Source organism: Streptomyces sp. NBC_00210 (assembly GCF_045160975.1).
GTDB lineage: Bacteria > Actinomycetota > Actinomycetes > Streptomycetales > Streptomycetaceae > Streptomyces.
Genome location: NZ_CP108120.1, coordinates 6,241,383 through 6,264,751, shown reverse-complemented (window position 1 = coordinate 6,264,751; position 23,369 = coordinate 6,241,383). Strand labels below are relative to the sequence as shown.

The window sequence follows — 23,369 nt, the reverse complement described above, 5'->3', positions numbered from 1 at the left end:
GTGCCACCATGGGGGTGATCCGGGGACGCCGTCAGGGCGCCACGAGATGACGAAGGAGCCGTTCAGCCATGACGCTTCAGGCTGCCCAGAAGCCCACCGACAGCAGCAAGGCGCTGTACGGCGGCAAGGGCACTCGCCGCATTACGGTCCACGACGTCGCCACCGCCAAGGAGCGCGGCGAGAAGTGGCCGATGCTCACCGCTTACGACGCGATGACCGCGTCCGTCTTCGACGAGGCCGGCATCCCGGTCATTCTCGTCGGCGACTCCATGGGCAACTGTCACCTCGGTTACGACACCACCGTGCCGGTCACGATGGACGAGATGACCATGCTCTCTGCCGCTGTCGTACGGGGCACCAGGCGCGCCCTCGTCGTCGGTGACCTCCCCTTCGGCTCGTACCAGGAGGGCCCCGTCCAGGCGCTGCGCAACGCCACCCGGCTGGTCAAGGACGCGGGCGTCGGCGCGGTCAAGCTGGAGGGCGGCGAGCGCTCGCTGGGCCAGACCGAGATGCTGGTGCAGGCCGGCATCCCGGTCATGTCGCATCTGGGCCTGACCCCGCAGTCCGTCAACACCATGGGCTACCGGGTGCAGGGCCGCGGCAACGAGGATGCGCACCGGCTGCTGCGCGACGCCAAGGCGGCACAGGACGCCGGCGCCTTCGCGGTCGTCCTGGAACTCGTACCGGCCGAGCTGGCCGCCGAGGTCACCCGCAGCCTGCACATCCCGACCATCGGCATCGGCGCGGGCCCCGACACGGACGCCCAGGTCCTCGTCTGGACCGACATGGCCGGCCTCACCGGCGGCAAGGTTCCGCGCTTCACCAAGCAGTACGCCAACCTCCGCCAGACCCTCGGTGACGCCGCGAAGGCCTTCGCCGACGACGTCGTCGGCGGGGCGTTCCCGCAGGAGGAGCACACCTTCCACTAGGGCCGCCGAGGGACACCTTTCCCTGGGCCCCATAGCCACCTCCGGCACCAACGACAGCCCGCCGATCTTCCCCCGTCGGCGGGCTGTCGGCCTGAGCGGTGGCCATCAACACGCCCTGGCGTAGCCTGGAAAGTGGCCTCGGGGTTCCTCGCACCACCCCGCCGGGAGGCGGTAGTCATGGCCGGAATCGTGCGTAAGACCTTCGACTCCCCGGAAGAGACCCGTCCGTTCTCAGAGGGAACTGGGAGGCTCGACCTCCTCACCACGGAAGGCGGGCCGCCGGTCGGCCGTGCCGTGTTCGAGCCGGGCTGGCATTGGTCCAAGCACATCAAGCCCATCGCCGGGACCGACAGCTGCCAGTCGCACCATCTGGGCTATGTCCTCAGCGGTCGCATGAAGGTCGTCATGAATGACGGCGAGACCGATGAGATACGTCCCGGCGACTTCATCGACATCCAGCCCGGCCACGACGCCTGGGTGGTCGGCGATGAGCCCTGCGTCGCGCTCGACTGGGCCGGTTTCGTCGACTACGCCAAGCCTGCGAGCTCCTGACCTGCATCTTCAGCGGTGTCGGCGGGCTGTCGCCCGCTTGTCGGTGACCTGTCGGTGACGTGTCGGCGGCCTGTCGGCGACGCCCCTCATCGTTGACGGCATGACGCGAAACGACAAGAACCCAGACGGCACGCGCAGCGCCGTCCAGGTGCGGGGGCTGGTCAAGCACTACGGCAGTACCAAAGCGCTGGACGGCGTGGATCTCGACGTCCGTGAAGGCACCGTGCTCGGTGTACTCGGACCCAACGGCGCCGGCAAGACCACTCTCGTACGCTGCCTCTCCACCCTCGTCGTCCCGGACGCCGGCCATGCCGTCGTCGCCGGCTACGACGTGTTGAAGCAGCCGCGGCAGCTGCGCCGCACCATCGGACTCACCGGACAGTACGCCTCGGTCGACGAGAAACTGTCCGGCTGGGAGAACCTGTACATGATCGGGCGGCTGCTCGATCTGCCACGGCGTGATGCCCGCCGCCGCGCCGACGAGATGCTGGAACGCTTCTCGCTCACGGACGCCGCGAAGAGGGCCGCGGCGACGTACTCCGGCGGCATGCGCCGCCGCCTCGACCTGGCCGCCTCGATGGTCGGGCAGCCGGCCGTGCTCTATCTGGACGAGCCCACGACCGGCCTCGACCCCAGGACCCGCAACGAGGTCTGGGACGAGGTGCAGCGGATGGTCGCGGAGGGGGCGACCGTACTGCTCACCACCCAGTACATGGAGGAGGCCGAGCAGCTGGCGAGCGAGCTCACGGTCATCGACCGCGGGCGCGTCATCGCGAACGGCCGCGTCGACGAGCTCAAGGCGAAAGTCGGCGGCCGCACCCTGCAGATCCGGCCCAGCGACCCGGCGCAGCTGTCCGCCATGGCCCGCATGCTCGGCGAGTCGGGCCTCGACGGGGTCACCGGTGCGACGGTCGTCCCCGACGAGAGCCTGCTGTACGTACCGATCCTGAGCGATGAGCAACTGACCGCCGTCGTCGGCCTGTTGGGCGCCCACGGTTTCGGGATCGCACACATCGGCACCCATCTGCCCAGCCTGGACGAGGTGTTCCTGGCCATCACCGGTGAGAAGACGCCCGTGTCCGACGCCATTCCCGAGGAGGTCGCCGCATGAGTACGGCAACGTTGCAGCACTCGAAGACGCCCGCGCCCGCCCCGGCGAAGGCGCTTCCCGGCGAGGGCCGGATCGGCCTGCGGGCCAATCTGCGGCACATCGGCGCGCTGGTGCGCCGTAACGCCCTGCAGATCAAGCAGGACCCGGAGTCGATGTTCGACGCCCTGCTGATGCCGGTCATCTTCATTCTGCTGTTCGTGTACGTCTTCGGCGGCGCGATCTCCGGCAAGGGCAACCAGCAGCAGTACGTCAACTACGTGGTCCCCGGCATGATGGCGATGATGGGCATGAACATCGCCATGGCCGTCGGCACCGGCGTCAACGACGACTTCAAGAAGGGCGTGATGGACCGCTTCCGGTCCATGCCCATTGCCCGGTCCTCCGTCCTCATCGCGAAGATCGTGGTCGAGGTCGGCCGGATGCTGGTCGCCACGACCGTACTGCTCGGCATGGGCTTCCTGCTCGGCCTGCAGATCCACACCTCGGTGCTCGAACTGCTCGCCGCGGTCAGCCTCTCCCTGGTCTTCGGCGCCTCGCTGATGTGGATCTTCATCCTGCTCGGTCTCACCATGAAGACGGCCCAGGCCGTGCAGGGGATGGCCATGATGGTCCTGATGCCGCTCCAGTTCGGCTCGTCGATCTTCGCCCCGCCGACCACGATGCCCGGCTGGCTGCAGACCTTCACCGACTACAACCCGCTCTCCAACCTGGCGGACGCGGCCCGGAATCTGATCAACGGCGGCCCGGTCGCCCACGCGGTGTGGATGACGCTCGGCTGGGCGGCGGTGATCACGCTCGTCACGGCGCCGCTCGCGGTCGCCAAGTTCCGTAAGAAGACGTGATCCCGACAGGGGGTCAGGGGTCCTGGACCAGGGCGGCGGCTTCATCGAAGGTGAGGCCGCCGCCCTCGGCGTACGCGGCCTCGTACGCGGCATCGTCGAGCAGGGCGCGTACGGCTTCCTCCGCCTCGACCCGGCTCTCACTCTCGTACAGCGGACGGAAATGACCGGGCGGCAGATCGGCGTCGGCCGCGCCGAGCACCCGGGCCGCGTCCTCGGCGCGGCCGGGCCGGCCCTTGGCCAGGGCAGTCGCGGCGGTCACCAGGTGCACCGAGGCCAACTGCGGCGCGACCATACGGGCCAGCGGGTCGTGCGCCCTGCGCAGCGCCACACGGACCCGTTCCAACGACTGCTCGTAGCAGCCGTCCATCACGTCCAGCCAGGCCTGTACACCGACGACCATGCCCTCGAAGATCGCGAGGGTGCTGGACTGGAACTGCTGCAGCAGCTGCGTGATCTCGGCCCGCGCCTCCTGGACGCGACCGCTGCGGGCCAGCCACAGCACGAGGTACAGCCGGGCGATGGCCGCCGACTCGTTGCCCATGCCCTTCTCGGCCAGCACCTCGCGGATGATCGCCTCGCCCCGGTCACCCTCGCCCGACTCCAGGAGGATGCCGGCGAGGCGGGAGCGCAGCACCGCGGTCTGGGCCTGGGCGCCGATCCGCTCGGCATACCCGATCGCGGCCGTGAAGTCCTCGGCGGCCAGCCGGTATTCGCCGCGCCGCTCGTGCGCCTCGCCGCGCGCGGACAGTGCCTCGGCCGCGCCCCAGGCGTCGCCGAGCCGGGTGAACAGCTCCAGCGACTCGTCGGCGTCACGGGTGGCGTCACCCGCCCACTGGGTGCGGTTGGCGAGGACATTGGCGCGGGCCTGGAGCGCGGCGGCGAGCTCCCACTCGTATCCGTAGGCACGGCAGGCCTTGACGGTCTCGTTGAGCAGATCCTTCAGGTCCTCGGCGTTCCCGGTCAGCAGTACGGCGAAGAACCACAGCGAGGCCGGCGGGCGGCAGGTCTGCGGCAGCCCCGGGTGATAGGCCCGGGTGACCCCGCGCAGCCACTCGGTCCGCTCCGGGGTCGTCCACTCCTCGATGTTGTACTCCATGAAGACCATGCGGATCAGCCCCGCGCTGCGTCTGGCCTCCTGCAGCAGCTCCGGCGACATGGGCGGCGGCGCGTCGGTGAACCGCTCGAAGATCGGCGGGGCGGGTTCGACGGGCGCGCGGAAGGGGTCGGGGCCCAGTGCGCCTGCGGCCGCGGCCCAGTGTCTGGCCTCGCTGCGCAGATCCCGCATCTGCCAGTACCAGGACAGCGAGAGAACGAGGCAGAGCACCTCCTGCTCGTCACGGGCTGCGGCAGCGCGGCGGAGCGCGGTGCGCAGATTCTCGTACTCGCGCTGCAGCAGGGCGATGGCCCCGCGCTGGCCGTGGCCGCGCAGGAGGGGGTCGGTGGTGCGCGCCAACTCCCGGTAGTGGAGCAGGTGCCGGCGCTCCGCGGCGTCCCGCTCCTCGGCTTCGTCGAGGCGCTCGGCGGCGTACTCGGCGACGGTTTCGAGGAGGCGGTAGCGCATCTGGTCGTCGGGGGTCGGGGCGGCGACGACGAGTGACTTGTCGATGAGCGACCCGAGTACGTCGAGGGCGGTCGCGCCGCAGACGGCCTCGGCGGCGGCGATGTCGCAGCCGCCCGCGAAGACCGACAGCCGCCGCAGGACGGCGCGTTCGGTGTCCTCCAAGAGGTCCCAGGACCAGTCGACGACCGCTCTGAGCGTCTGCTGGCGCGGCAGTACGGTGCGGCTTCCGCTGGTCAGGAGGCGGAAGCGGTCGTCGAGCCGGTCGGCGATCTGGCGGGGGGTGAGCATCCGCAGCCGGGCGGCGGCGAGTTCGATGGCGAGCGGGAGCCCGTCGAGGCGGCGGCAGATCTCGGCGGCGGCGTCCGGGTCGTCCTCGATGCGGAAACCGGGCCGGGCGGCCGTGCCGCGGTCCGCGAGCAGTTGCAGGGCCATGGGGTCCGGCAGCGGGTCCACCGGGCGCACCAACTCGCCCGGGACGCCGAGCGGTTCGCGGCTGGTGGCCAGGACGGTGACGGCCGGGCAGCTCTCCAGGAGCCGCTCCGCGAGGGTGGCCGCGGCGTCTACGACATGCTCGCAGTTGTCGAGGAGGAGCAGCATGCGGCGGCGCGAGCAGTGCTCGGTGAGCCGTGCGAGGGGGTCGTCGCCGTTTCGCTCGGCGGCGCGCAGCTCCTCGGCACCGGCACCGCGGAGCACGGTCTCGCGGGCGCCGAGGGCGGTGAGGACGGCGTCGGGAACGGTCTCGGGGTCGTCCACGGGCGCGAGCTCGGCGAGCCACACCCCGTCGGGCCACGCCTCCGCGGCCCGTTCGGCCGCCTCCTGCGACAGCCGGGTCTTTCCGGCACCGCCGGGGCCGAGGAGGGTGACGAGGCGGGAGTGGGTCAGGTCGGCGTGGATGGTGAGGATGTCGGCATCGCGCCCGACGAAGGAGGTGAGCCGGGCACGCAGATTCCCGGCGGGGCTTCCCTCCTGGACCCGGGCCATCCCGTCCCGGTTTCCTTCGCCGCTCCGCGGCGGGAGGGATTCACCGGGACGCAGGCCCCCGGCCTCTGCGCCGCTCCGCGGCGTGAAGGGTTGCCCGGGACGCGGTCCCGGACCCCAATCCCCCGCCCAGGCTTCGCCGGTCGCTTCGGTCGCTTCTTCGCCGCTCCGCGGCGAGAACGGTTCCCCGGGACGCGGTCCCGGTGCCCAGACCCTCGCCCCGGCTTCGCCGGAAGCTCCGGAGGCGTCCCCTGCGGGAGCCCGAGGGCCCTGTTCCGCGCCGCCCCGCGGCGGGAACTCTGGCCCGCTGCCGGGCCCGGGCACAGCCCCAGGCGTCACCCACGGGGGCTGGGGCGCAGCCCCAGGGTCGGGGAGGGGCGGGGCAGGGGGAACATCCGGGCGCAGCAACTCCGCGTGGAGCAGACGCAGTTCGCGGCCCGGGTCCGCCCCCAGTCGGTCCGCCAAGTCCGCCCGTATCTCCTCGTACGCCGCCAGCGCCTCCGCCGGCCGGCCCGCAGCCCGCAGCGCCCGCAGCCGCAGTGCCTGGAGGCGTTCGTCCAGCGGGTGCTCCCCGCAGAGGGCGACGAGCTCCGGCAGCGCCTCCTCCGCGCGGCCCAGCGCCAGCGCCGACGCGAGGCGCGCGCGGCGGGCGTCCAGGCGGCGGGCGTCCCAGCGCGCCGACTCGGCCGTGCGGTTCGGCAGATCGGCGAGCACCGGCCCCTGCCACAGACCCAGCGCATCGTCGAGCAGCGCCGCCGCCTTCACCGCGTCGCCCTCCTCCAGCGCCCGCGCCCCCTCCCCCGCAAGGCGCTCGAAACGGTGCAGGTCCACATCCTCGCCCTCGGCGCACAGCCGGTAGCCACCGTCCGCCGACGCCACCGCCGCATGTCCCAGCGCCCGCCGCAGCCGCCCGACCAGCGCCTGCACCGCGCCCACCGCGTCCGCGGGCGGATCGCCGTCCCACACCTCGTCGACGAGGACGCCGACCGGGACCGTACGCCCGGGCCGAAGCGCGAGTACGGCCAGCAGCGCGCGCAGCCGCGCACCGCCGAGCGCGACGGGCGTGCCGTCGTCGTTCAGAGCCTGAGTGGTGCCGAGTACCCGATAGCGCACCCGCCCATTGTCACCGCTGCCGCCCCGGCCTCGTGCAGCAGGAACCTCCGCGCCCCCGCGGGACGTTCCCTTCACGTCACCGGTACGGTCGGTCCCGCACGTCCCTCCCCCTAACGCCCTGGCGGGCGTGGGGGGACCCCCAAGCCTCAGGAGCCGCACCCATGACCACCGCCACCAAGCGCCACGGCGACCGGCGCATCAGTCCGGTGTTCCTCGGGATCGTCGCCGTCATGGCGGTGACCGGCTGGGCGGTGTGGACGGACTTCTCGGCCAGCCCCGGCATCGCCGTGTTCCTCTTCGTCACATCCGCCTGGATCGTCTCGCTCTGTCTGCATGAGTACGCACACGCCCGCACCGCACTCCACAGTGGCGACATCTCCATCGGCACAAAAGGGTACTTGACCCTCAATCCGCTCGTTTATACCCATGCGCTGCTGAGCATCGTGCTGCCCGTACTGTTCGTGATCATGGGCGGCATCGGTCTGCCCGGCGGCGCGGTCTTCATCGAGCGGGGCCGCATCCGCGGCCGCTGGAAGCACAGCCTGATCTCGGCGGCAGGGCCGCTGACGAACGCGCTGTTCGCCCTCGTATGCACCGCGCCGTTCTGGCTGAACGCGCTGGACGGGGTCCCGCTGGTCTTCCGCTTCGCGCTCGCGTTCCTCGCGCTGCTCCAGATCACCGCCGCGATCCTGAACTCCCTGCCGGTGCCCGGCCTTGACGGCTATGGCGTGATCGAGCCGTGGCTCTCGTACAAGGTCCGCCGCCAGGTCGAGCCGTACGCGCCCTTCGGGCTGCTCGCCGTCTTCGGCATCCTGTTCATCCCCGAGGTGAACCACGCCTTCTTCGACGCGATCGACGCCATCCTGCGGGGGCTCGGCATCAGCGAGGCCGAGACGTACTGCGGCCAGGACTTCTACCGCTTCTGGCAGACGAGCGACGCCTGCCAGGCGTTCGTCAACCGGTAGCCCCACGGGCCTGGCGCTCCGCCTTCGCCCGGCGCAGGTAGTACCACGCCATGTTGGAGGAGAGCCCGGCCAGCAGCACCCACACGATCCCCAGCCAGCTGCCCTGTACGAAGGACACCACCGCCGCCCCGACGGCGAGGAGGCAGAGGGCGAGGGAGGAGAGAGCGAGGCGGGGCATGGGGTACGGCTCCTGTCCGGGTACTGATGACGTACGCCGTCCAGTGTCCCCCATGGCCCCGGCTGCCCTGTCGTCGACTACACGTCGGTGACGCGCAGACCCGCGTGCGCCTTGTAGCGGCGGTTCACCGAGATCAGATTCGCCACCAGCGACTCGACCTGGTGGGCATTGCGCAGCCGGCCCGCGAAGACTCCGCGCATGCCAGGGATGCGGCCAGCCAGCGCCTGCACCAGGTCGGTGTCCGCGCGTACCTCACCCAGCACCATCACATCGGTGTCGATCTCCTCGATCGACTCGTCCTGGAGCAGCACGGCGGACAGATGGTGGAAGGCGGCGGTCACCCGGGAGTCGGGCAGCAGGGCGGCGGCCTGCTCGGCGGCGCTGCCCTCCTCCGGCTTCAGCGCGTACGCGCCCTTCTTGTCGAAGCCGAGCGGGTTGACGCAGTCGACGACGAGCTTGCCCACGAGCTCCTTCTGCAGCGTCTCAAGGGTCTTGGCGTGCCCGTCCCACGGCACGGCCACGATCACCACGTCGCTGCGCCGGGCGCACTCGGCGTTGTCAGCACCCTCGATGCCGAGGCCCAGCTCGGCGGCCGCGGTCTCGGCGCGCTCCGCGGCCCGGGAACCGATGATCACCTTCTGCCCGGCCCTGGCCAGCCGGTACGCGAGCCCGCGGCCCTGGTCGCCGGTGCCGCCGAGGACGCCGACGACCAGGCCGGACACGTCGGGGAGGTCCCAGGGGTCCTTGGCGGGAGCCTTCGGCGCGGTGCCTGCACTGTCAGTAGAAGTCATGGGCTCGACCTTACTTCGTGGTATTGGGCACCCGATCGGGTGAGCGGGCGGCAACCGGCCCCGCCCGGTCCGGCCGTGGTGCAGTATGCGGGGCCATGGATGCCGTACGCGTCGCGCTGCTGCGCGAAGTCCTGGCAGGTACCCAGTGGCCGGCGGCGACCCGGCGGTTCGCGGGGGTGCTGCGGTCGTCCGTGGTGCCGCAGGGCGGCGGGCTGCTGCTGGTGGGGACCGAGGAGTACGAGCCGTGGCATCTGGCCGCGCATCTCGTGGACGAGGCGGCCTGGTCCGGGCAGCCGGAGCTGACGCCGACGCTCGTACGGCACCGGGTGCGGCCGGCCGATCCCGCGCAGCTGGCGGTCGGGCTCGGCAGGCTGGAGGCGGCGCGGCGCGGCGAGACCCTGCTGGTGGTGGCGCCGACGCGGCCGGACGCTGGGCTGCTCGAGCGGGTGCACGACGCCCGGCGGGCCGGGGCGACGGTGCTGGCGCTGGACGGCGGCGACCCGGAGGTGCACGGCCTGGCGCACGAGGCGCTGACGGTGGCCGGGCAGGTGGACGACGTCGACATCGACACGGTGCAGCATCTGGTGAGCGCGGCGGCCGGGGAGAACAGCGTGCCGGTGGCGCGGGGGCGGCGGCGGCTCAGGGACCGGCTGTCGCGGCTGGCGGACCAGCTGACGTCACCGCCGCCCGCGCGCTGGTAGTTCGGGGGCGACCGGAAGGACGGCTCCAGAGCCCACGGGACCCTCGGTTACGCCACGTCGTCGCCGTCCGGCCTGGGCGCGTCATGCCACTTCGGGTCCGTCTCCCACTGAAGGTTCCGTTCCCGCGCAATCTCCATCGCGTGCTCCGCCTCCTCGCGCGAGGAGTACGGACCGAAGCGGTCCTTCGCCGGGCACTCCGGGCCCTCTTCGACCTTCTTGTGCTGCAGGCAGTAGTACCACTCGCCCGGCTTTCCGACCGTGCGCTTCTTGAACAGGGCCATCGTCGGCTCCTTCCTCTCCCGCCATGCTGCCCCATCGCCCCTGGTTAGACTCGCTGGCATGTCTGGCCAGTCGCTGCTCGTACCAGGGGAGCTCTCTCCCATCCGCTCCGTTCCCGGAAACATCCGGCGCCCCGAGTACGTCGGGAAGCCCGCGCCGACGCCGTACACCGGGCCGGAGGTCCAGGACTCCGAGACCATCGAACGGATGCGCATCGCGGGTCGTATCGCCGCGCAGGCGATGCAGGAGGCCGCCAAGCACATCTCGCCCGGCGTGACCACGGACGAACTGGACCGGGTCGCGCACGAGTTCATGTGCGACCACGGCGCCTATCCCTCCACGCTCGGCTACCGCGGCTTCCCCAAGTCCCTGTGCTCCTCGGTCAACGAGGTCATCTGTCACGGGATCCCGGACTCCACCGTGCTGCGCGACGGTGACATCGTGAACCTCGACGTCACCGCGTACATCAACGGCGTGCACGGCGACAACAACGCGACCTATCTCTGCGGCGACGTCGACGAGGAGTCGCGGCTGCTGGTGGAGCGGACCCGCGAGTCACTCAACCGTGCCATCAAGGCCGTCAAGCCGGGCCGCCAGGTCAATGTGATCGGCCGGGTCATCGAGTCGTACGCGAAGCGCTTCGGATACGGCGTGGTGCGCGACTTCACGGGGCACGGGATCAACTCGTCGTTCCACTCGGGGCTGATCATCCCGCACTACGACGCGGCGCATGCCACGACAGTCATCCAGCCCGGCATGACGTTCACGATCGAGCCGATGCTCACGCTCGGCACGCACGAGTACGACATGTGGGAAGACGGCTGGACCGTGGTGACCAAGGACCGGAAGCGGACGGCGCAGTTCGAGCACACGCTCGTGGTGACGGAGACGGGCACGGAGATCCTCACCCTGCCGTGATCGCTCTGCCGTGATCGTCTTGCGGCGATCGCCGAGAGGCGTAGGGTTTTACCGACAGGACGTCGGGAACATATTGACTTAGGTAAGCCTAAGTCGGAAGAGTGGCGCCGGCAACAGCCAGTGCCGCCACCGCTTCCTTTCCCGTCCCCACCGGTCCCCTGGAGGCCCGCCTTGGACGCCACCGCCACGACCACCGGTACGCCCTTCTCGACGGTCATCCGTGTCGCCTCGCACGCGCAGCACACCGAGGCGGAGACCTCGTCCTTCATGAGCGACCTGCTCGGCGACCGGCTGGGGGTGGAGGCGTATGCGCGCTACACCGAGCAGCTCTGGTTCGTGTACCGGGCGCTGGAGGAGCCGGCGCAGGCGCTGAGGGGCGACGCGGTGGCGGGGCCGTTCATCCGGCCGGAGCTGATGCGTACGGCGGAACTGGAGCGCGATCTGGCGCATCTGCGGGGAGTGGACTGGCGCAAGGGGCTCACGCCGCTGCCCGCGACCGCCGCGTACGCCGCGCGGATCGCACAGTGCGCGAGCGACTGGCCCGCGGGCTATGTCGCGCACCACTACACCCGATACCTCGGCGACCTGTCCGGCGGCCAGATCATCCGCGACAGGGCGGAGAGGATCTGGGGCTTCGGGCGCAAGGGCGACGGGGTACGGTTCTACGTCTTCGAGCAGATCCCGAACCCGGCGGCGTTCAAGCGGGACTACCGCGAACTGCTGGACGCGGTGAACGCGGACGACCTGGAGAAGCAGCGGATCGTGGACGAGTGCAAGCGGGCGTTCCACTGCAACGGAGCGATGTTCCGGGAGCTGGGCACGGCCACCGCGGCACACCGAAGGGGCCCGCTCAGCGCATAAGCGGCAGGTGGGCGCGGTGCTCAGCGCGAGACGGGAACGGGGGTCGCGAGGCGTACGCGGCCGCCGATCTCGATCGTGCCGTCGGGGCCGGGGGCGGTCAGGATCTGCGATCCCCGGCCCTGTGTGATGTTCAGGGCCCGCCCGAGCCGGTCGGTGAGCAGCAGCGCCGCTGCACCGGTCGCCTCGTCCTCGTCGATGCCGTCGCCCCGCCCGGGGAAGGCGCGCGCCCGGACGCGGCCCGCGGCCTCGTCCTCCCATCCCCACGCGTACACCCACTCACCGGGAGGCGGCACCTCGAGCGCGTCGACCTCGGCGGCCGAGCCGTACTGCCGCAGTGTGCGCGGCGGCGCCCACTCCGCGCGTGCGGTGATCCAGGTGAACTCCCCGTCCTGCCGGACCCACACCTCGCCGGCGGGCGGATTCACCGCCTCAAGATCGAGCAGCCAGGCGGCGCCGACGAGCGGATGCCCGGCGAAGGGAAGCCGGAGGCCGGGGGTGTAGATGTCGACGACGCCGCGCTCGGGGTCGTCGACGAACACGGTCTCGCTGAATCCGAGCTCGGCGGCGAGTGCCTGCCGGGACGCCCGGTCGGGATACGCGCGGGGGTCGCGTACGACACCGAGGGCGTTGCCGTACCGGCCGTCGCCACCGCAGAAGACGTGGAGCACGTCGAGCACGTCACGTTCATTCACTCCAGCATTCAAGCACCAGGCAGGCCGACTTGGTGTTTTCGGCCAACATGGCGGTCGGCACGGAAGCCGGCACGGTTGCGGCGCATCCCGTGGCAGTCGCACACCGCAGCGCTTCCGGCGCACTCGAAACGGGTCACTTGACCCTGCCTTTACCTGGACATGGGATTTCCACAGGCGTTCCGCGATTCGCCCGTGACCCTATGAACGGTATGAGAGCTGAATCACTGGACGGGCGGGTATCGGTCAGGTAAGCCTCGGTTAAGTTAGGTCCGCCTCACTTCCGAACCCTGGAGTCCGCATGCGAGCCGTCCGTCTGTCCGTCGTCACCGCCGCCGCAACCGCAGCGGCCCTGACCGCCGTCACAGGCTGCGCCGAGAAGAGCGATGCCAAGGGCAGCGACGGCGCGATCAAGGTCACCGCGAAGGACGACTCCTGCGAGCTGTCGAAGAAGGAGTTCCCGGCCGGGCACGTCCAGCTCGACATCGAGAACAAGGGCTCCAAGGTCACCGAGGTCTACGTCCTCTTCCCGGACGGCCGCATCGTCACCGAGCGCGAGAACATCGGCCCCGGCACCAAGGCGAACATCACCGCCGAAGTGAAGGCCGGTGACTACGAGGTCACCTGCAAGCCCGGCATGAAGGGCGACGGCATCAGCCAGAAGGTCAGCGCCACCGGCAACGGCAAGGCCGCCAAGCGCAGCCCGCAGATGGACGCCGCCGTCGCCGCGTACCGCAAGTACGTGCAGCAGCAGGCCGACGAGACGCTGCCCAAGGTGAAGGTCTTCACCGACGCCGTGAAGGCGGGCGACATCGAGGCCGCCAAGAAGGCCTACGCCGACTCCCGCATCGGCTGGGAGCGCACCGAGCCGGTCGCCGAGTCCTTCGGCGACATCGACCCGAAGGTCGACCTGCGTGAGGACGGCCTGGAGAAGGGCCAGAAGTGGACCGGCTGGCACACGCTGGAGAAGGCGCTGTGGCAGACCAAGAAGCTCGGCCCCGCGGAGAAGGCCCTCGCCGACACCCTCATCAAGGACCTGACCGACTGGCAGAAGAAGGTCGGCACCGCCGAGATCTCCCCGACCTCCATGGCCAACGGCGCCAAGGAGCTGCTGGACGAGGTCGCCACCGGCAAGGTCACCGGTGAGGAAGAGCGTTACAGCCACACCGACCTGGTGGACTTCAAGGCCAACGTCGAAGGTGCGCAGAAGTCCTTCGAGCTGCTGAAGCCGGTCGCCACCAAGAACGACCCGAAGCTCGTCGCCGAGCTGGACAAGCAGTTCGCGACGCTGAACGCGCTGCTCGACAAGTACCGCAAGGACACCACCTCGTACGAGTTCACCTCTTACGACAAGGTCGGCAAGGACCAGCGCAAGGAGCTCAGCGACGGCGTCAACGCGCTCGCCGAGCCGCTGTCCAAGCTCGGCGCCGCGGTTGCGAAGTAACGGGGGGATCGACATGTCCGAGAAGAACAACGACACCACCGAGACCGTCGAGACCGCGGAGACCACGGAGACCGGCGGCCAGTCCCAGGACCAGGCTCCGTCCCGTCGTTCGGTGCTCGGCTGGGGCGGTGCGGGCCTCGCGCTCGGCGCCGCCGCGGCCGGCGGCGCCGTTGCCCTGAGCCGCGGGGACACAACCGAGCCCGCCGCCTCGGCCGGCGCGGCCGTGCCCTTCCACGGCCCGAACCAGGCAGGTATAGCCACCCCCGTCCAGGACCGGCTGCACTTCGCGGCCTTCGACGTGAAGACGAAGGACCGCGCCGAGCTGGTGCAGCTGCTCAAGGACTGGACGCGCGCCGCGGAGCGGATGACGGCCGGCCAGGCGGTCGGCGAGGGCGCGTACGGCGGTCTCGCCGAGGCCCCGCCGGACGACACCGGCGAGGCTCTCGGCCTCAAGCCGTCCCGGCTCACGCTCACCATCGGCTTCGGCCCGTCCCTGTTCGCCAAGGGCCGCTTCGGCCTTGAGGGCAAGCGCCCGGCGGCCCTGGCGGAGCTGCCGAAGTTCCCCGGCGACAACCTCGACCCCGCGCGCAGCGACGGCGATCTGTGCGTGCAGGCCTGCGCGGACGACCCGCAGGTCGCGGTGCACGCGATCCGCAACCTCGCCCGCATCGGCTTCGGCAAGGTCGCGGTCCGCTGGTCGCAGCTGGGCTTCGGCAAGACCTCGTCGACGACGCCCGAGGCGCAGACCCCGCGCAACATGATGGGCTTCAAGGACGGCACCCGGAACATCGCCGGTACGGACACGGCCGCGCTCGACAAGCATGTCTGGGTCTCCGAGAAGGAGGGCTCGGGCTGGCTGGCCGGCGGCTCGTATCTCGTCGCGCGCCGGATCCGGATGAACATCGAGACCTGGGACCGCACTCCGCTCAGCGAGCAGGAGGACATCTTCGGCCGCGACAAGGGCGAGGGCGCGCCGGTCGGCAAGGCCAAGGAGCGCGACGAGCCGTTCCTGAAGGCGATGCTGCCGACCGCGCATGTACGGCTCGCGCACCCGGACACCAACGGCGGCGCGAGGATCCTGCGCCGCGGCTACTCGTTCACCGACGGCACGGACGGTCTGGGCCGGCTGGACGCGGGGCTGTTCTTCCTCGCGTACCAGCGCGACGTGCACAAGGGCTTCATTCCGGTTCAGCGCTCGCTGGCGGGCAGCGACGACCTCAACGAGTACATCCAGCACGTGGGTTCGGCGCTGTTCGCCGTCCCGCCGGGCGTCCGGGGCAAGGACGACTGGTGGGGCCGGGCGCTGTTCTCCTGACCGAAGGGACCCGACGTGTTCGGTAACTATCTGATCGGCCTGCGCGAGGGCCTCGAGGCCAGCCTGGTCGTCTGCATCCTGATCGCGTATCTGGTCAAGACCGGGCGGCGCGACGCGCTGCGCCCGGTCTGGATCGGCATCGGGGTCGCGGTCGCGCTCTCTCTCGGCTTCGGCTTCGCGCTCGAATTCGGCTCGCAGGAGCTGACGTTCGAGGCGCAGGAGCTGCTCGGCGGCTCGCTGTCGATCGTCGCGGTCGGCCTGGTCACCTGGATGGTCTTCTGGATGCGGCGCACGGCGCGGCATCTGAAGTCCGAACTGCACGGCAAGCTTGACGCCGCGCTACAGATGGGCACGGGCGCGCTGGTCGCCACCGCGTTCCTGGCGGTGGGGCGCGAGGGCCTGGAGACGGCGCTGTTCGTGTGGGCGTCGGTCCGGGCGGCCACCGACGAGGGCGGCACCCAGGGCCCGTTGGCCGGTGTGCTGCTCGGCATCGCCACCGCGGTCGTGCTGGGCTGGCTGTTCTACCGGGGCGCGCTGCGGATCAACCTGGCGAAGTTCTTCAAGTGGACCGGCCTCATGCTGGTGATCGTGGCGGCGGGCGTCCTTGCGTACGGCGTGCACGACCTCCAGGAGGCGCGCTTCCTCGGCGGTCTGGCGAACAAGGCTTTCGACATCAGCGCGACGATCCCGCCGGACAGCTGGTACGGCACGCTGCTGAAGGGCGTCTTCAACTTCCAGCCCAACCCCACCGTTCTTCAGGTCACGGTGTGGGCGCTGTATCTGATCCCGACGCTCGGGCTGTTCCTGGCCCCGGTAGGGTTCGGACGGTCAGTGGGGGTCAAGGAGCAGAAGGCAACCGATGAGAAGGCCGATGCGGGTGGGAAGGCTGCGCCGGGCGGCGACGGGACTCGCGGCGACGACAGTGCTGTCTCTGACAGCGAGCGCGTGCGTGACGGTGCACGGGGAGCTGGAAGTCGTTCCGTCCGCGACGAGGGGTGAGGCCGCGCAGGCTCTCAAGGACTTCACCGACGCGTACAACGAGGCCGACAAGGCGTACGACCCGGCGCTGGACGCGGAGCATGTCACCGGTGCGCTCGGCGCGATCAACCAGGCCGGTCTCAAGGCGCGCAACGTCAACTACCCGGACGGCAACCCGCAGCATGTGCCGCTGGAGCTGACCGACGCGAAGTTCACGATCCCGAAGAAGGCCGGCTGGCCGCGCTTCTTCCTCGCCGACGTGGACTCCAACCGCGATGTGGACAAGGGTGCCGGGGACAACCGCTGGGTGCTCGTCTTCGTACGGGGCGGTGCGGACCAGTTGTGGCAGGCGGCGTATCTCACGATCCTGTCCCCCAGCCGGATCCCGGCCCTGAAGACCGACAAGGACGGCTGGGCCGAGCCGGTCGCCCCGGACAGCACGGCGCTGGCGGTCGCTCCCCGCGATCTGAGCGAGGAGTACGCCTCGTACATGCAGAACGGGAAGCCGGAGCACTTCAAGGACGGACCGCACACCTCGGGCTGGCGCGCCTCCCGCAAGAAGGACGCGAATCTGCCGGGGATGACCACGCAGTACATCGACCAGCCGCTGGACTCGGACGACTTCGCGCCGCTGGGCCTTGTCACCGAGGACGGCAACGCGCTGGTCTTCTTCACCGTGCGCAACTACGAGCGGCAGACCGCGGCGAAGGGTGTACGGCTGAAGGTGCACCCGGACGTCAAGGCGCTGCTGACCGGGCAGGTGACCTCCACGATCACCAAGGAGCGGGTCTCCAGCCAGGCGGTGACGGTGCCGACGGGCGCGGCGGGCAGCGGGCAGGTCGAGGTGCTGGGCCGACTGACGGGTCTGACCTCGGCGAAGGGTTCGTAGCCGCGGCTGGGCCCCGGACCGGGGTCCTCGATCCGGGCAGCGTGCGCTTGGGTCCTGTCCGGCCGATCCTGCCGGACGGGACCTAGTACTCCAGCAGGATTTCGCTGTCTGACCTGCGGGTTTCGCTGGGCGGCTGGAGTGTAGCGGGCTGTGGAGTGGTCAGGGGCGGTCTCACGGAGGCCGCCCCTCGAACGTGCGACAACGCCGCAGGTAATGACAGCGGTTGGGAAAGCTCCCCACGTGATCTTCGAGAGTGCTGCCGAGCAGTGGGACCTTGAACTGGACGACCTCTTCGTGACCATCGGTCATCACTTCGGCCGTGTGGAGCTTCGCCGCCGCATGCGTGACTACGTACGCGGACTGCTCGCCCCGGTGGCCCGAAAGAACAGCTGGCAGCTGGCCGAACAGGCAGGCCATGCCACCCCCGACGGTCTGCAGCACCTGCTCGCCGGCGCAAAGTGGGAGCCCGACGACATCCGCGACGACCTGCAGCAATACGTCGCCGACAAGCTCGGTGAGGACGGCGGGGTCCTCATCATCGACGACACCGGCTTCATCAAGAAGGGCACCACCTCCGCCGGGGTTCAGCGCCAATACTCCGGAACCGCCGGCCGCACCGAGAACTGCCAGATCGGTGTCTTCGCCGCCTACGCCTCCGGCCGCGGGCGCGCCTTGGTGGACCGGGAGTTGTATCTGCCCAAGTCCTGGGCCGAGGACCGTGAACGCTGCCGCGCGGCCAAAGTCCCCGACGACCAGGCGTTTGCCACCAAGGGCGAACTGGCCCGGCGCATGGTGCTGCGGGCCCTCGCCTCACCGCTGCCCATCGCCTGGGTCACTGCGGATTCCGCCTACGGCCAGGAGAGTCGCTTCCGTCGGCTGCTGGAGCAGTCGGGCGTCGGCTATGTGCTGGCCGTGCCCAAGTCCCAGTTCACTGTGGGCTGTCCCCGCATCGAGGGCCTGTTCGCACAGGCCCCGGCCGAGGCGTGGGAGAAGATCTCATGCGGAGACGGCGCGAAGGGACCGCGGGTCTACCACTGGGCGGCGGTGCGGCTGCCGGCCGTCGCCGAGTTCGACTACCAGGGCGAGGTCCCCCATCGGATGCGGTGGGCGCTGGCCCGTCGCAGCATCCGCAAGCCCGACGAAGTCGCCTACTACCTCGCCTACGCCCCTTTGGAGACCACCGCCCGGGAACTGGTGCGGATCGCCGGGTCGCGCTGGGCGATCGAGGAGTGTTTCCAGGCCGCGAAGAACGAGTGCGGCTTGGACCAGTACGAAGTCCGCCGTTACGTGGGCTGGTACCGGCACATCACCCTCGCCATGCTCGCGCACGCCTTCCTGGCAGCCACGGCACACCAGGCCAGGGAAAAGGGGGCGGAACCGGTGAGGCAGCCGGGGCCATCGCGCTCACAGTGGCGGAGGTTCGGCGACTCCTGGCAGCTTGTCGTCCCCGGCCCCCGCACCTGCGCGGACGCCGAGGCCGACGCCACGCGATGAGCTGGTCGAACTGGCGCCGACGACGCCAGGCAGTCGCCCGTCGCTGTCATTACCTGCGGCGTTGTCGCACGTTCGAGGGGCGGCCTCCGTGAGACCGCCCCTGACCACTCCACAGCCCGCTACACTCCAGCCGCCCAGCGAAACCCGCAGGTCAGACAGCGAAATCCTGCTGGAGTACTAGGCGCTGTTTCTCGGATCATGTGCGGAGCCAGATCAGGAGTGCTGCGAGTGTGACGGTGCCGAGGTAGATGTAGGCGCGTTTCTCGTAGCGGGTGGCGACGGCTCGGAAGCCCTTCAACCGGTTGATGGCGCGTTCGACGGTGTTGCGCTTCTTGTAGCGCTCGCTGTCGAAACCGGTGGGCCGGCCGCCTCGGGAACCGCGGTTGCGGCGGTGTTCTTGCTGGTCGAGACGTTCGGGGATGGTGTGCCGGATTCCACGTCGTCGCAGGTAACGACGGTTAATTCGGGACGTGTAGGCCTTGTCCGCCAGGACATGGTCGGGGCGGGTGCGGGGCCGCCCGACTCCGGTGCGAGGCACGGATACCTGCTCCAGCACGCGCTCGAGCTGAGGGCCGTCGCCGTAGTGTCCGGGTGTCAGGACGAGGGCGAGGGGTCGGCATCGTCCCTCCGCGGCGAGGTGGATTTTGGTCGTGAAGCCTCCGCGGGAGCGTCCCAGGCATTCGCCGATCTGACCACCTCCGCCAATCGGGCGGCCAGCTTCCGAAGCACCGGATCGGCCTGGTTCGTCCCCCGGACGGCCCCCTTTGAACAACCGCGGCCGGCCGAGCCTTCCTTGCGCCGGCGGCGTGCTGGTGGGCCCGCACCGCTGTTGAGTCCACCGAGACGTCCCAGTCGATCCGGCCCGCGGCGTCCTCGGCGGCCTGGACCTTCGACAGCAGCATCTCCCACGTTCCATCCGCGGACCAGCGGCGATGCCGCTTATAGACCGTCTCCCACGGCCCGAACCGTTCCGGAAGATCCCGCCACTGAACACCCGTCCGCACCCGGTAGAGGACCCCGTTGATCACCCGACGGTGATCGCTCCACCGGCCCCCACGAGTACCACCACGAGGTAAGCACGAAGCCAGCCGATCCCATTCCGCATTTGTCAGATCCCCACGGCCCATACCCCGAGCCTGACCCCAACCCCCCGCTCACGTCCCGAGATCCGAGAAACAGTGCCTAGTACTCCAGCAGGATTTCGCTGTCTGACCTGCGGGTTTCGCTGGGCGGCTGGAGTGTAGCGGGCTGTGGAGTGGTCAGGGGCGGTCTCACGGAGGCCGCCCCTCGAACGTGCGACAACGCCGCAGGTAATGACAGCGGTTGGGAAAGCTCCCCACGTGATCTTCGAGAGTGCTGCCGAGCAGTGGGACCTTGAACTGGACGACCTCTTCGTGACCATCGGTCATCACTTCGGCCGTGTGGAGCTTCGCCGCCGCATGCGTGACTACGTACGCGGACTGCTCGCCCCGGTGGCCCGAAAGAACAGCTGGCAGCTGGCCGAACAGGCAGGCCATGCCACCCCCGACGGTCTGCAGCACCTGCTCGCCGGCGCAAAGTGGGAGCCCGACGACATCCGCGACGACCTGCAGCAATACGTCGCCGACAAGCTCGGTGAGGACGGCGGGGTCCTCATCATCGACGACACCGGCTTCATCAAGAAGGGCACCACCTCCGCCGGGGTTCAGCGCCAATACTCCGGAACCGCCGGCCGCACCGAGAACTGCCAGATCGGTGTCTTCGCCGCCTACGCCTCCGGCCGCGGGCGCGCCTTGGTGGACCGGGAGTTGTATCTGCCCAAGTCCTGGGCCGAGGACCGTGAACGCTGCCGCGCGGCCAAAGTCCCCGACGACCAGGCGTTTGCCACCAAGGGCGAACTGGCCCGGCGCATGGTGCTGCGGGCCCTCGCCTCACCGCTGCCCATCGCCTGGGTCACTGCGGATTCCGCCTACGGCCAGGAGAGTCGCTTCCGTCGGCTGCTGGAGCAGTCGGGCGTCGGCTATGTGCTGGCCGTGCCCAAGTCCCAGTTCACTGTGGGCTGTCCCCGCATCGAGGGCCTGTTCGCACAGGCCCCGGCCGAGGCGTGGGAGAAGATCTCATGCGGAGACGGCGCGAAGGGACCGCGGGTCTACCACTGGGCGGCGGTGCGGCTGCCGGCCGTCGCCGAGTTCGACTACCAGGGCGAGGTCCCCCATCGGATGCGGTGGGCGCTGGCCCGTCGCAGCATCCGCAAGCCCGACGAAGTCGCCTACTACCTCGCCTACGCCCCTTTGGAGACCACCGCCCGGGAACTGGTGCGGATCGCCGGGTCGCGCTGGGCGATCGAGGAGTGTTTCCAGGCCGCGAAGAACGAGTGCGGCTTGGACCAGTACGAAGTCCGCCGTTACGTGGGCTGGTACCGGCACATCACCCTCGCCATGCTCGCGCACGCCTTCCTGGCAGCCACGGCACACCAGGCCAGGGAAAAGGGGGCGGAACCGGTGAGGCAGCCGGGGCCATCGCGCTCACAGTGGCGGAGGTTCGGCGACTCCTGGCAGCTTGTCGTCCCCGGCCCCCGCACCTGCGCGGACGCCGAGGCCGACGCCACGCGATGAGCTGGTCGAACTGGCGCCGACGACGCCAGGCAGTCGCCCGTCGCTGTCATTACCTGCGGCGTTGTCGCACGTTCGAGGGGCGGCCTCCGTGAGACCGCCCCTGACCACTCCACAGCCCGCTACACTCCAGCCGCCCAGCGAAACCCGCAGGTCAGACAGCGAAATCCTGCTGGAGTACTAGGGCGTGTTTTAGAAGTAGCGCCGTCCGCCCGCAGGGCGGGCCCTGCGGCGTCTGGTGCGTGCAATCGCAAGGCGGAGGATCGCCCTCGTACTGGACGTACTTGGGCGACTCCGACAACATCGCGAGTGTGCGTGCCAGGCGTCGCGGGGCAGGCGGGACTTCTAAAACACGCCCTAGCGACCGAGGGGCCAGGCCACCTCGTGATGGTCCAGCCGCTCGTTCTCGCCCGCATACTTCGCGCACGCGTCCGTCAGCGTCTCGAGCAGCGTCAGCGGATCCGGCAGCGGATGCTCGGGGCCGCGCACCCAGCTCACGTCGAGATCGCCGGGCAGCTTCGCGGGCGGTACGAGGACATAGCTGCCGCGGCAGTGCCAGCGCAGCCCCGGGTGCTCGTCCATCGTCTCGGGGTGGCAGTCCAGCTCACAGGGCCACCACTCGTCCTCGTCCTCGGGGGTGCCGCGCGTGGCGGTGAAGAACAGCAGCCTCCCCTCGTTGCCCGCGCCGCCGGACTCGGCGACCGGGCCCACCTCGATGCCCTGCTCGAGCAGCCGGTCGAGGGCGCTGCGGCCGGCCTCCAGGGGAACGTCGAGGACGTCGTGCACCATGCCGGTCGCGGTGATGAAGTTGGCCTGCGGCTGGCCCTGGGCCCAGCGCTCGATCTGGGCGCTGTCGGTCGTGGACTGTGTCTGCCAGGCGAAGGAGACCGGGTGCCTGCCCGGGGTCGGACAGCCGATGCGTTCACAGGAACAGCGGTACGCGACGGGGTGGGCGGCGGGCGCGAGCGGCAGGCCCGCGGCGGCGCTGGCCAGCAGCAGGGTCTCGCGGCGGGAGTCCTCGGGCTCGGTGTTCTTGGGGCGCCGGCGCAGCCACTGGGGCAGCCGGCTCTCCCGGGAGAGCCTGTTCTCCGTGCCGCGGTAGCGGCCTTTACCGTCGCCCATCTATCCCCTCACACCTCACGCTTGCTCCAGGTGGACCCTGCCATCGTCCCACCATCCTGCTCCTCGGACGGCCACCGCCCCCAACCGGGGGGCTTGTCCGCGCATTCCGGGGGCTCAGCGCCTTGCCCTGGCGCCCTTCGTGGCAAACCACCCGATCGGATCACAGTGCGCGGGCCTCGCAGGCCTCACCATGGGCGGCAGTTGCCCCAGCCGTCCGTAAGGAGCCCTCATTGCCGACTCGGCGCTATCTGATGTGCCCGCCGGCCCACTTCCGGGTCACGTACTCCATCAATCCGTGGATGGACCCCACGAAGCCGGTTGATCTGCCGCTCGCCCTCGCCCAGCGGGAGGACCTGCGCGACCGCTACATCTCGCTCGGCCACACCGTCGAACTGCTCGATCCGCTGGACGGGCTGCCCGACATGGTCTTCGCCGCGAACGGGGCGACCGTCGTGGACGGGCGGGTGCTCGGCGCGCGCTTCGCGCATCCGGAGCGCACCGCCGAGGCCGAGGCGCATCTCGGCTGGTTCCGGGACCATGGCTTCACCGAGGTCCACGAGCCGGTACACATCAACGAGGGCGAGGGCGACTTCGCCGTCACTGCGTCCTATCTGCTGGCGGGGCGCGGCTTCCGCTCCAGCCCGCTCTCGCACGCCGAGGCGCAGGAGTTCTTCGGCCGGCCGGTGATCGGCCTGGATCTGGTGGACCCCCGCTACTACCACCTGGACACGGCGCTGTGCGTGCTGGACGACGCGGCGGACCAGATCATGTACTACCCGGACGCGTTCTCGGCGGGCAGCCGCTCGGTACTGACCCGGCTCTTCCCGGACGCCCTGATCGCCGACGAGCCGGCGGCATCGGCGCTGGGCATGAACGCGGTGAGCGACGGACGCCATGTGCTGCTGCCGCAGGCGGCGGTGGGGCTGTTCGAACCGTTGCGGGAGAGGGGGTTCGAGCCGATGGGCATGGATCTGAGCGAACTGCTCAAGGGCGGCGGCAGCGTCAAGTGCTGCACGCTGGAGCTCCGGCCCTGAATCTCCGCAGCGGCGGGTGTGTGGGTGCAACGGC

Annotated in this window: 21 protein-coding genes and 1 pseudogene; 15 read left to right on the top strand and 7 right to left on the bottom strand. The window is 70.1% G+C overall.

Annotated elements, in window-relative coordinates:
• Window positions 1–68 precede the first annotated feature (68 nt).
• The 4 genes from panB (at window position 69) to OG729_RS28255 (ending at window position 3,434) form a co-directional block, all read left to right on the top strand.
• Window positions 69–929 (top strand): 3-methyl-2-oxobutanoate hydroxymethyltransferase, encoded by an 861-nt coding sequence (gene panB / locus OG729_RS28270; RefSeq protein ID WP_360877072.1) that lies wholly within the window; start codon window positions 69–71, stop codon window positions 927–929.
• Between the two features lie 177 nt (window positions 930–1,106).
• Window positions 1,107–1,481 carry a cupin domain-containing protein gene (locus tag OG729_RS28265; RefSeq protein ID WP_360877069.1) on the top strand — a complete coding sequence of 125 codons (375 nt, stop codon included), beginning with the start codon at window positions 1,107–1,109 and terminating at the stop codon, window positions 1,479–1,481.
• 100 nt (window positions 1,482–1,581) lie between these two features.
• Window positions 1,582–2,592, top strand: coding sequence for an ATP-binding cassette domain-containing protein (locus OG729_RS28260; RefSeq protein ID WP_405808647.1), 1,011 nt, complete (start codon window positions 1,582–1,584; stop codon window positions 2,590–2,592).
• The gene (locus OG729_RS28255; RefSeq protein WP_360877063.1) at window positions 2,589–3,434 is read left to right on the top strand and encodes an ABC transporter permease; all 846 of its coding nucleotides are present in this window, start codon (window positions 2,589–2,591) and stop codon (window positions 3,432–3,434) included. The genes OG729_RS28260 and OG729_RS28255 overlap by 4 nt, the downstream gene beginning before the upstream one ends.
• 13 nt (window positions 3,435–3,447) lie before the next feature.
• On the opposite strand, the gene OG729_RS28250 is transcribed toward OG729_RS28255, so the two are convergent.
• Entirely contained in the window at window positions 3,448–7,086 is a 3,639-nt protein-coding gene (locus tag OG729_RS28250) for an AfsR/SARP family transcriptional regulator (protein WP_405808645.1), read from the bottom strand.
• A 161-nt stretch (window positions 7,087–7,247) separates the two neighbouring features.
• Between OG729_RS28250 and OG729_RS28245 the strand changes: the two genes are divergently transcribed.
• Window positions 7,248–8,051 carry a site-2 protease family protein gene (locus OG729_RS28245; protein ID WP_360877055.1) on the top strand — a complete coding sequence of 268 codons (804 nt, stop codon included), beginning with the start codon at window positions 7,248–7,250 and terminating at the stop codon, window positions 8,049–8,051.
• On the opposite strand, the gene OG729_RS28240 is transcribed toward OG729_RS28245, so the two are convergent.
• A complete protein-coding gene (locus tag OG729_RS28240) occupies window positions 8,041–8,283 on the bottom strand; it encodes a hypothetical protein (RefSeq protein ID WP_360877052.1) in 243 nt (80 codons plus the stop codon). The two genes, OG729_RS28245 and OG729_RS28240, sit on opposite strands and share 11 nt — an antisense overlap.
• 23 nt (window positions 8,284–8,306) lie before the next feature.
• Window positions 8,307–9,020: an NADPH-dependent F420 reductase gene (npdG, locus tag OG729_RS28235; protein ID WP_360877049.1), complete on the bottom strand. Its 714-nt coding sequence runs from the start codon at window positions 9,018–9,020 to the stop codon at window positions 8,307–8,309.
• A 95-nt stretch (window positions 9,021–9,115) separates the two neighbouring features.
• Between npdG and OG729_RS28230 the strand changes: the two genes are divergently transcribed.
• On the top strand, window positions 9,116–9,721 hold the full coding sequence (locus OG729_RS28230) for a hypothetical protein (protein ID WP_405808644.1): 606 nt from the start codon (window positions 9,116–9,118) through the stop codon (window positions 9,719–9,721).
• Between the two features lie 47 nt (window positions 9,722–9,768).
• On the opposite strand, the gene OG729_RS28225 is transcribed toward OG729_RS28230, so the two are convergent.
• On the bottom strand, window positions 9,769–10,002 hold the full coding sequence (locus OG729_RS28225) for a hypothetical protein (RefSeq protein WP_360877043.1): 234 nt from the start codon (window positions 10,000–10,002) through the stop codon (window positions 9,769–9,771).
• Window positions 10,003–10,060: 58 nt separating this feature from the next.
• Here OG729_RS28225 and map point away from each other — a divergent pair, with 58 nt between their 5' ends.
• Both map and OG729_RS28215 read left to right on the top strand, forming a co-directional pair.
• The gene (map, locus tag OG729_RS28220; RefSeq protein ID WP_360877040.1) at window positions 10,061–10,918 is read left to right on the top strand and encodes a type I methionyl aminopeptidase; all 858 of its coding nucleotides are present in this window, start codon (window positions 10,061–10,063) and stop codon (window positions 10,916–10,918) included.
• A 171-nt stretch (window positions 10,919–11,089) separates the two neighbouring features.
• Window positions 11,090–11,779: a biliverdin-producing heme oxygenase gene (locus tag OG729_RS28215; RefSeq protein WP_360877037.1), complete on the top strand. Its 690-nt coding sequence runs from the start codon at window positions 11,090–11,092 to the stop codon at window positions 11,777–11,779.
• A 20-nt stretch (window positions 11,780–11,799) separates the two neighbouring features.
• On the opposite strand, the gene OG729_RS28210 is transcribed toward OG729_RS28215, so the two are convergent.
• A complete protein-coding gene (locus OG729_RS28210) occupies window positions 11,800–12,471 on the bottom strand; it encodes a PhzF family phenazine biosynthesis protein (protein WP_360877034.1) in 672 nt (223 codons plus the stop codon).
• 298 nt (window positions 12,472–12,769) lie between these two features.
• Between OG729_RS28210 and efeO the strand changes: the two genes are divergently transcribed.
• From efeO to OG729_RS28185, 5 genes are all read left to right on the top strand, one after another.
• On the top strand, window positions 12,770–13,912 hold the full coding sequence (gene efeO, locus OG729_RS28205) for an iron uptake system protein EfeO (protein ID WP_405808642.1): 1,143 nt from the start codon (window positions 12,770–12,772) through the stop codon (window positions 13,910–13,912).
• A 13-nt stretch (window positions 13,913–13,925) separates the two neighbouring features.
• On the top strand, window positions 13,926–15,227 hold the full coding sequence (gene efeB, locus OG729_RS28200) for an iron uptake transporter deferrochelatase/peroxidase subunit (RefSeq protein WP_405808641.1): 1,302 nt from the start codon (window positions 13,926–13,928) through the stop codon (window positions 15,225–15,227).
• Between the two features lie 15 nt (window positions 15,228–15,242).
• Window positions 15,243–16,226: an iron uptake transporter permease EfeU gene (gene efeU, locus OG729_RS28195; protein WP_360877024.1), complete on the top strand. Its 984-nt coding sequence runs from the start codon at window positions 15,243–15,245 to the stop codon at window positions 16,224–16,226.
• Window positions 16,177–17,094, top strand: a complete 918-nt coding sequence (locus OG729_RS28190) for a hypothetical protein (protein ID WP_360877021.1) — start codon at window positions 16,177–16,179, stop codon at window positions 17,092–17,094. The genes efeU and OG729_RS28190 overlap by 50 nt, the downstream gene beginning before the upstream one ends.
• Window positions 17,095–17,307: 213 nt before the next feature.
• The gene (locus tag OG729_RS28185; RefSeq protein ID WP_405803484.1) at window positions 17,308–18,588 is read left to right on the top strand and encodes an IS701 family transposase; all 1,281 of its coding nucleotides are present in this window, start codon (window positions 17,308–17,310) and stop codon (window positions 18,586–18,588) included.
• 196 nt (window positions 18,589–18,784) lie between these two features.
• Here OG729_RS28185 and OG729_RS28180 read toward each other — a convergent pair.
• A pseudogene (locus OG729_RS28180) lies at window positions 18,785–19,715 on the bottom strand (IS5 family transposase).
• A gap of 186 nt (window positions 19,716–19,901) precedes the next feature.
• On the opposite strand from OG729_RS28180, the gene OG729_RS28175 reads away from it, so the two are divergent.
• Window positions 19,902–21,182 (top strand): IS701 family transposase, encoded by a 1,281-nt coding sequence (locus tag OG729_RS28175; protein WP_405803484.1) that lies wholly within the window; start codon window positions 19,902–19,904, stop codon window positions 21,180–21,182.
• A 354-nt stretch (window positions 21,183–21,536) separates the two neighbouring features.
• On the opposite strand, the gene OG729_RS28170 is transcribed toward OG729_RS28175, so the two are convergent.
• Window positions 21,537–22,301: a bifunctional DNA primase/polymerase gene (locus tag OG729_RS28170; protein ID WP_405808638.1), complete on the bottom strand. Its 765-nt coding sequence runs from the start codon at window positions 22,299–22,301 to the stop codon at window positions 21,537–21,539.
• A 122-nt stretch (window positions 22,302–22,423) separates the two neighbouring features.
• Here OG729_RS28170 and ddaH point away from each other — a divergent pair, with 122 nt between their 5' ends.
• Entirely contained in the window at window positions 22,424–23,335 is a 912-nt protein-coding gene (ddaH, locus tag OG729_RS28165; protein WP_405808637.1) for a dimethylargininase, read from the top strand.
• Window positions 23,336–23,369 lie beyond the last annotated feature (34 nt).

Coding starts and splice junctions, on each gene's coding strand:
- panB (WP_360877072.1), top strand. CDS start 69: ATGACGCTTCAGGCTGCCCAGAAGCCCACCGACAGCAGCAAGGCGCTG.
- OG729_RS28265 (WP_360877069.1), top strand. CDS start 1,107: ATGGCCGGAATCGTGCGTAAGACCTTCGACTCCCCGGAAGAGACCCGT.
- OG729_RS28260 (WP_405808647.1), top strand. CDS start 1,582: ATGACGCGAAACGACAAGAACCCAGACGGCACGCGCAGCGCCGTCCAG.
- OG729_RS28255 (WP_360877063.1), top strand. CDS start 2,589: ATGAGTACGGCAACGTTGCAGCACTCGAAGACGCCCGCGCCCGCCCCG.
- OG729_RS28245 (WP_360877055.1), top strand. CDS start 7,248: ATGACCACCGCCACCAAGCGCCACGGCGACCGGCGCATCAGTCCGGTG.
- OG729_RS28240 (WP_360877052.1), bottom strand. CDS start 8,283: ATGGGGGACACTGGACGGCGTACGTCATCAGTACCCGGACAGGAGCCG.
- npdG (WP_360877049.1), bottom strand. CDS start 9,020: ATGACTTCTACTGACAGTGCAGGCACCGCGCCGAAGGCTCCCGCCAAG.
- OG729_RS28230 (WP_405808644.1), top strand. CDS start 9,116: ATGGATGCCGTACGCGTCGCGCTGCTGCGCGAAGTCCTGGCAGGTACC.
- OG729_RS28225 (WP_360877043.1), bottom strand. CDS start 10,002: ATGGCCCTGTTCAAGAAGCGCACGGTCGGAAAGCCGGGCGAGTGGTAC.
- map (WP_360877040.1), top strand. CDS start 10,061: ATGTCTGGCCAGTCGCTGCTCGTACCAGGGGAGCTCTCTCCCATCCGC.
- efeO (WP_405808642.1), top strand. CDS start 12,770: ATGCGAGCCGTCCGTCTGTCCGTCGTCACCGCCGCCGCAACCGCAGCG.
- efeB (WP_405808641.1), top strand. CDS start 13,926: ATGTCCGAGAAGAACAACGACACCACCGAGACCGTCGAGACCGCGGAG.
- OG729_RS28185 (WP_405803484.1), top strand. CDS start 17,308: ATGACAGCGGTTGGGAAAGCTCCCCACGTGATCTTCGAGAGTGCTGCC.
- OG729_RS28175 (WP_405803484.1), top strand. CDS start 19,902: ATGACAGCGGTTGGGAAAGCTCCCCACGTGATCTTCGAGAGTGCTGCC.
- OG729_RS28170 (WP_405808638.1), bottom strand. CDS start 22,301: ATGGGCGACGGTAAAGGCCGCTACCGCGGCACGGAGAACAGGCTCTCC.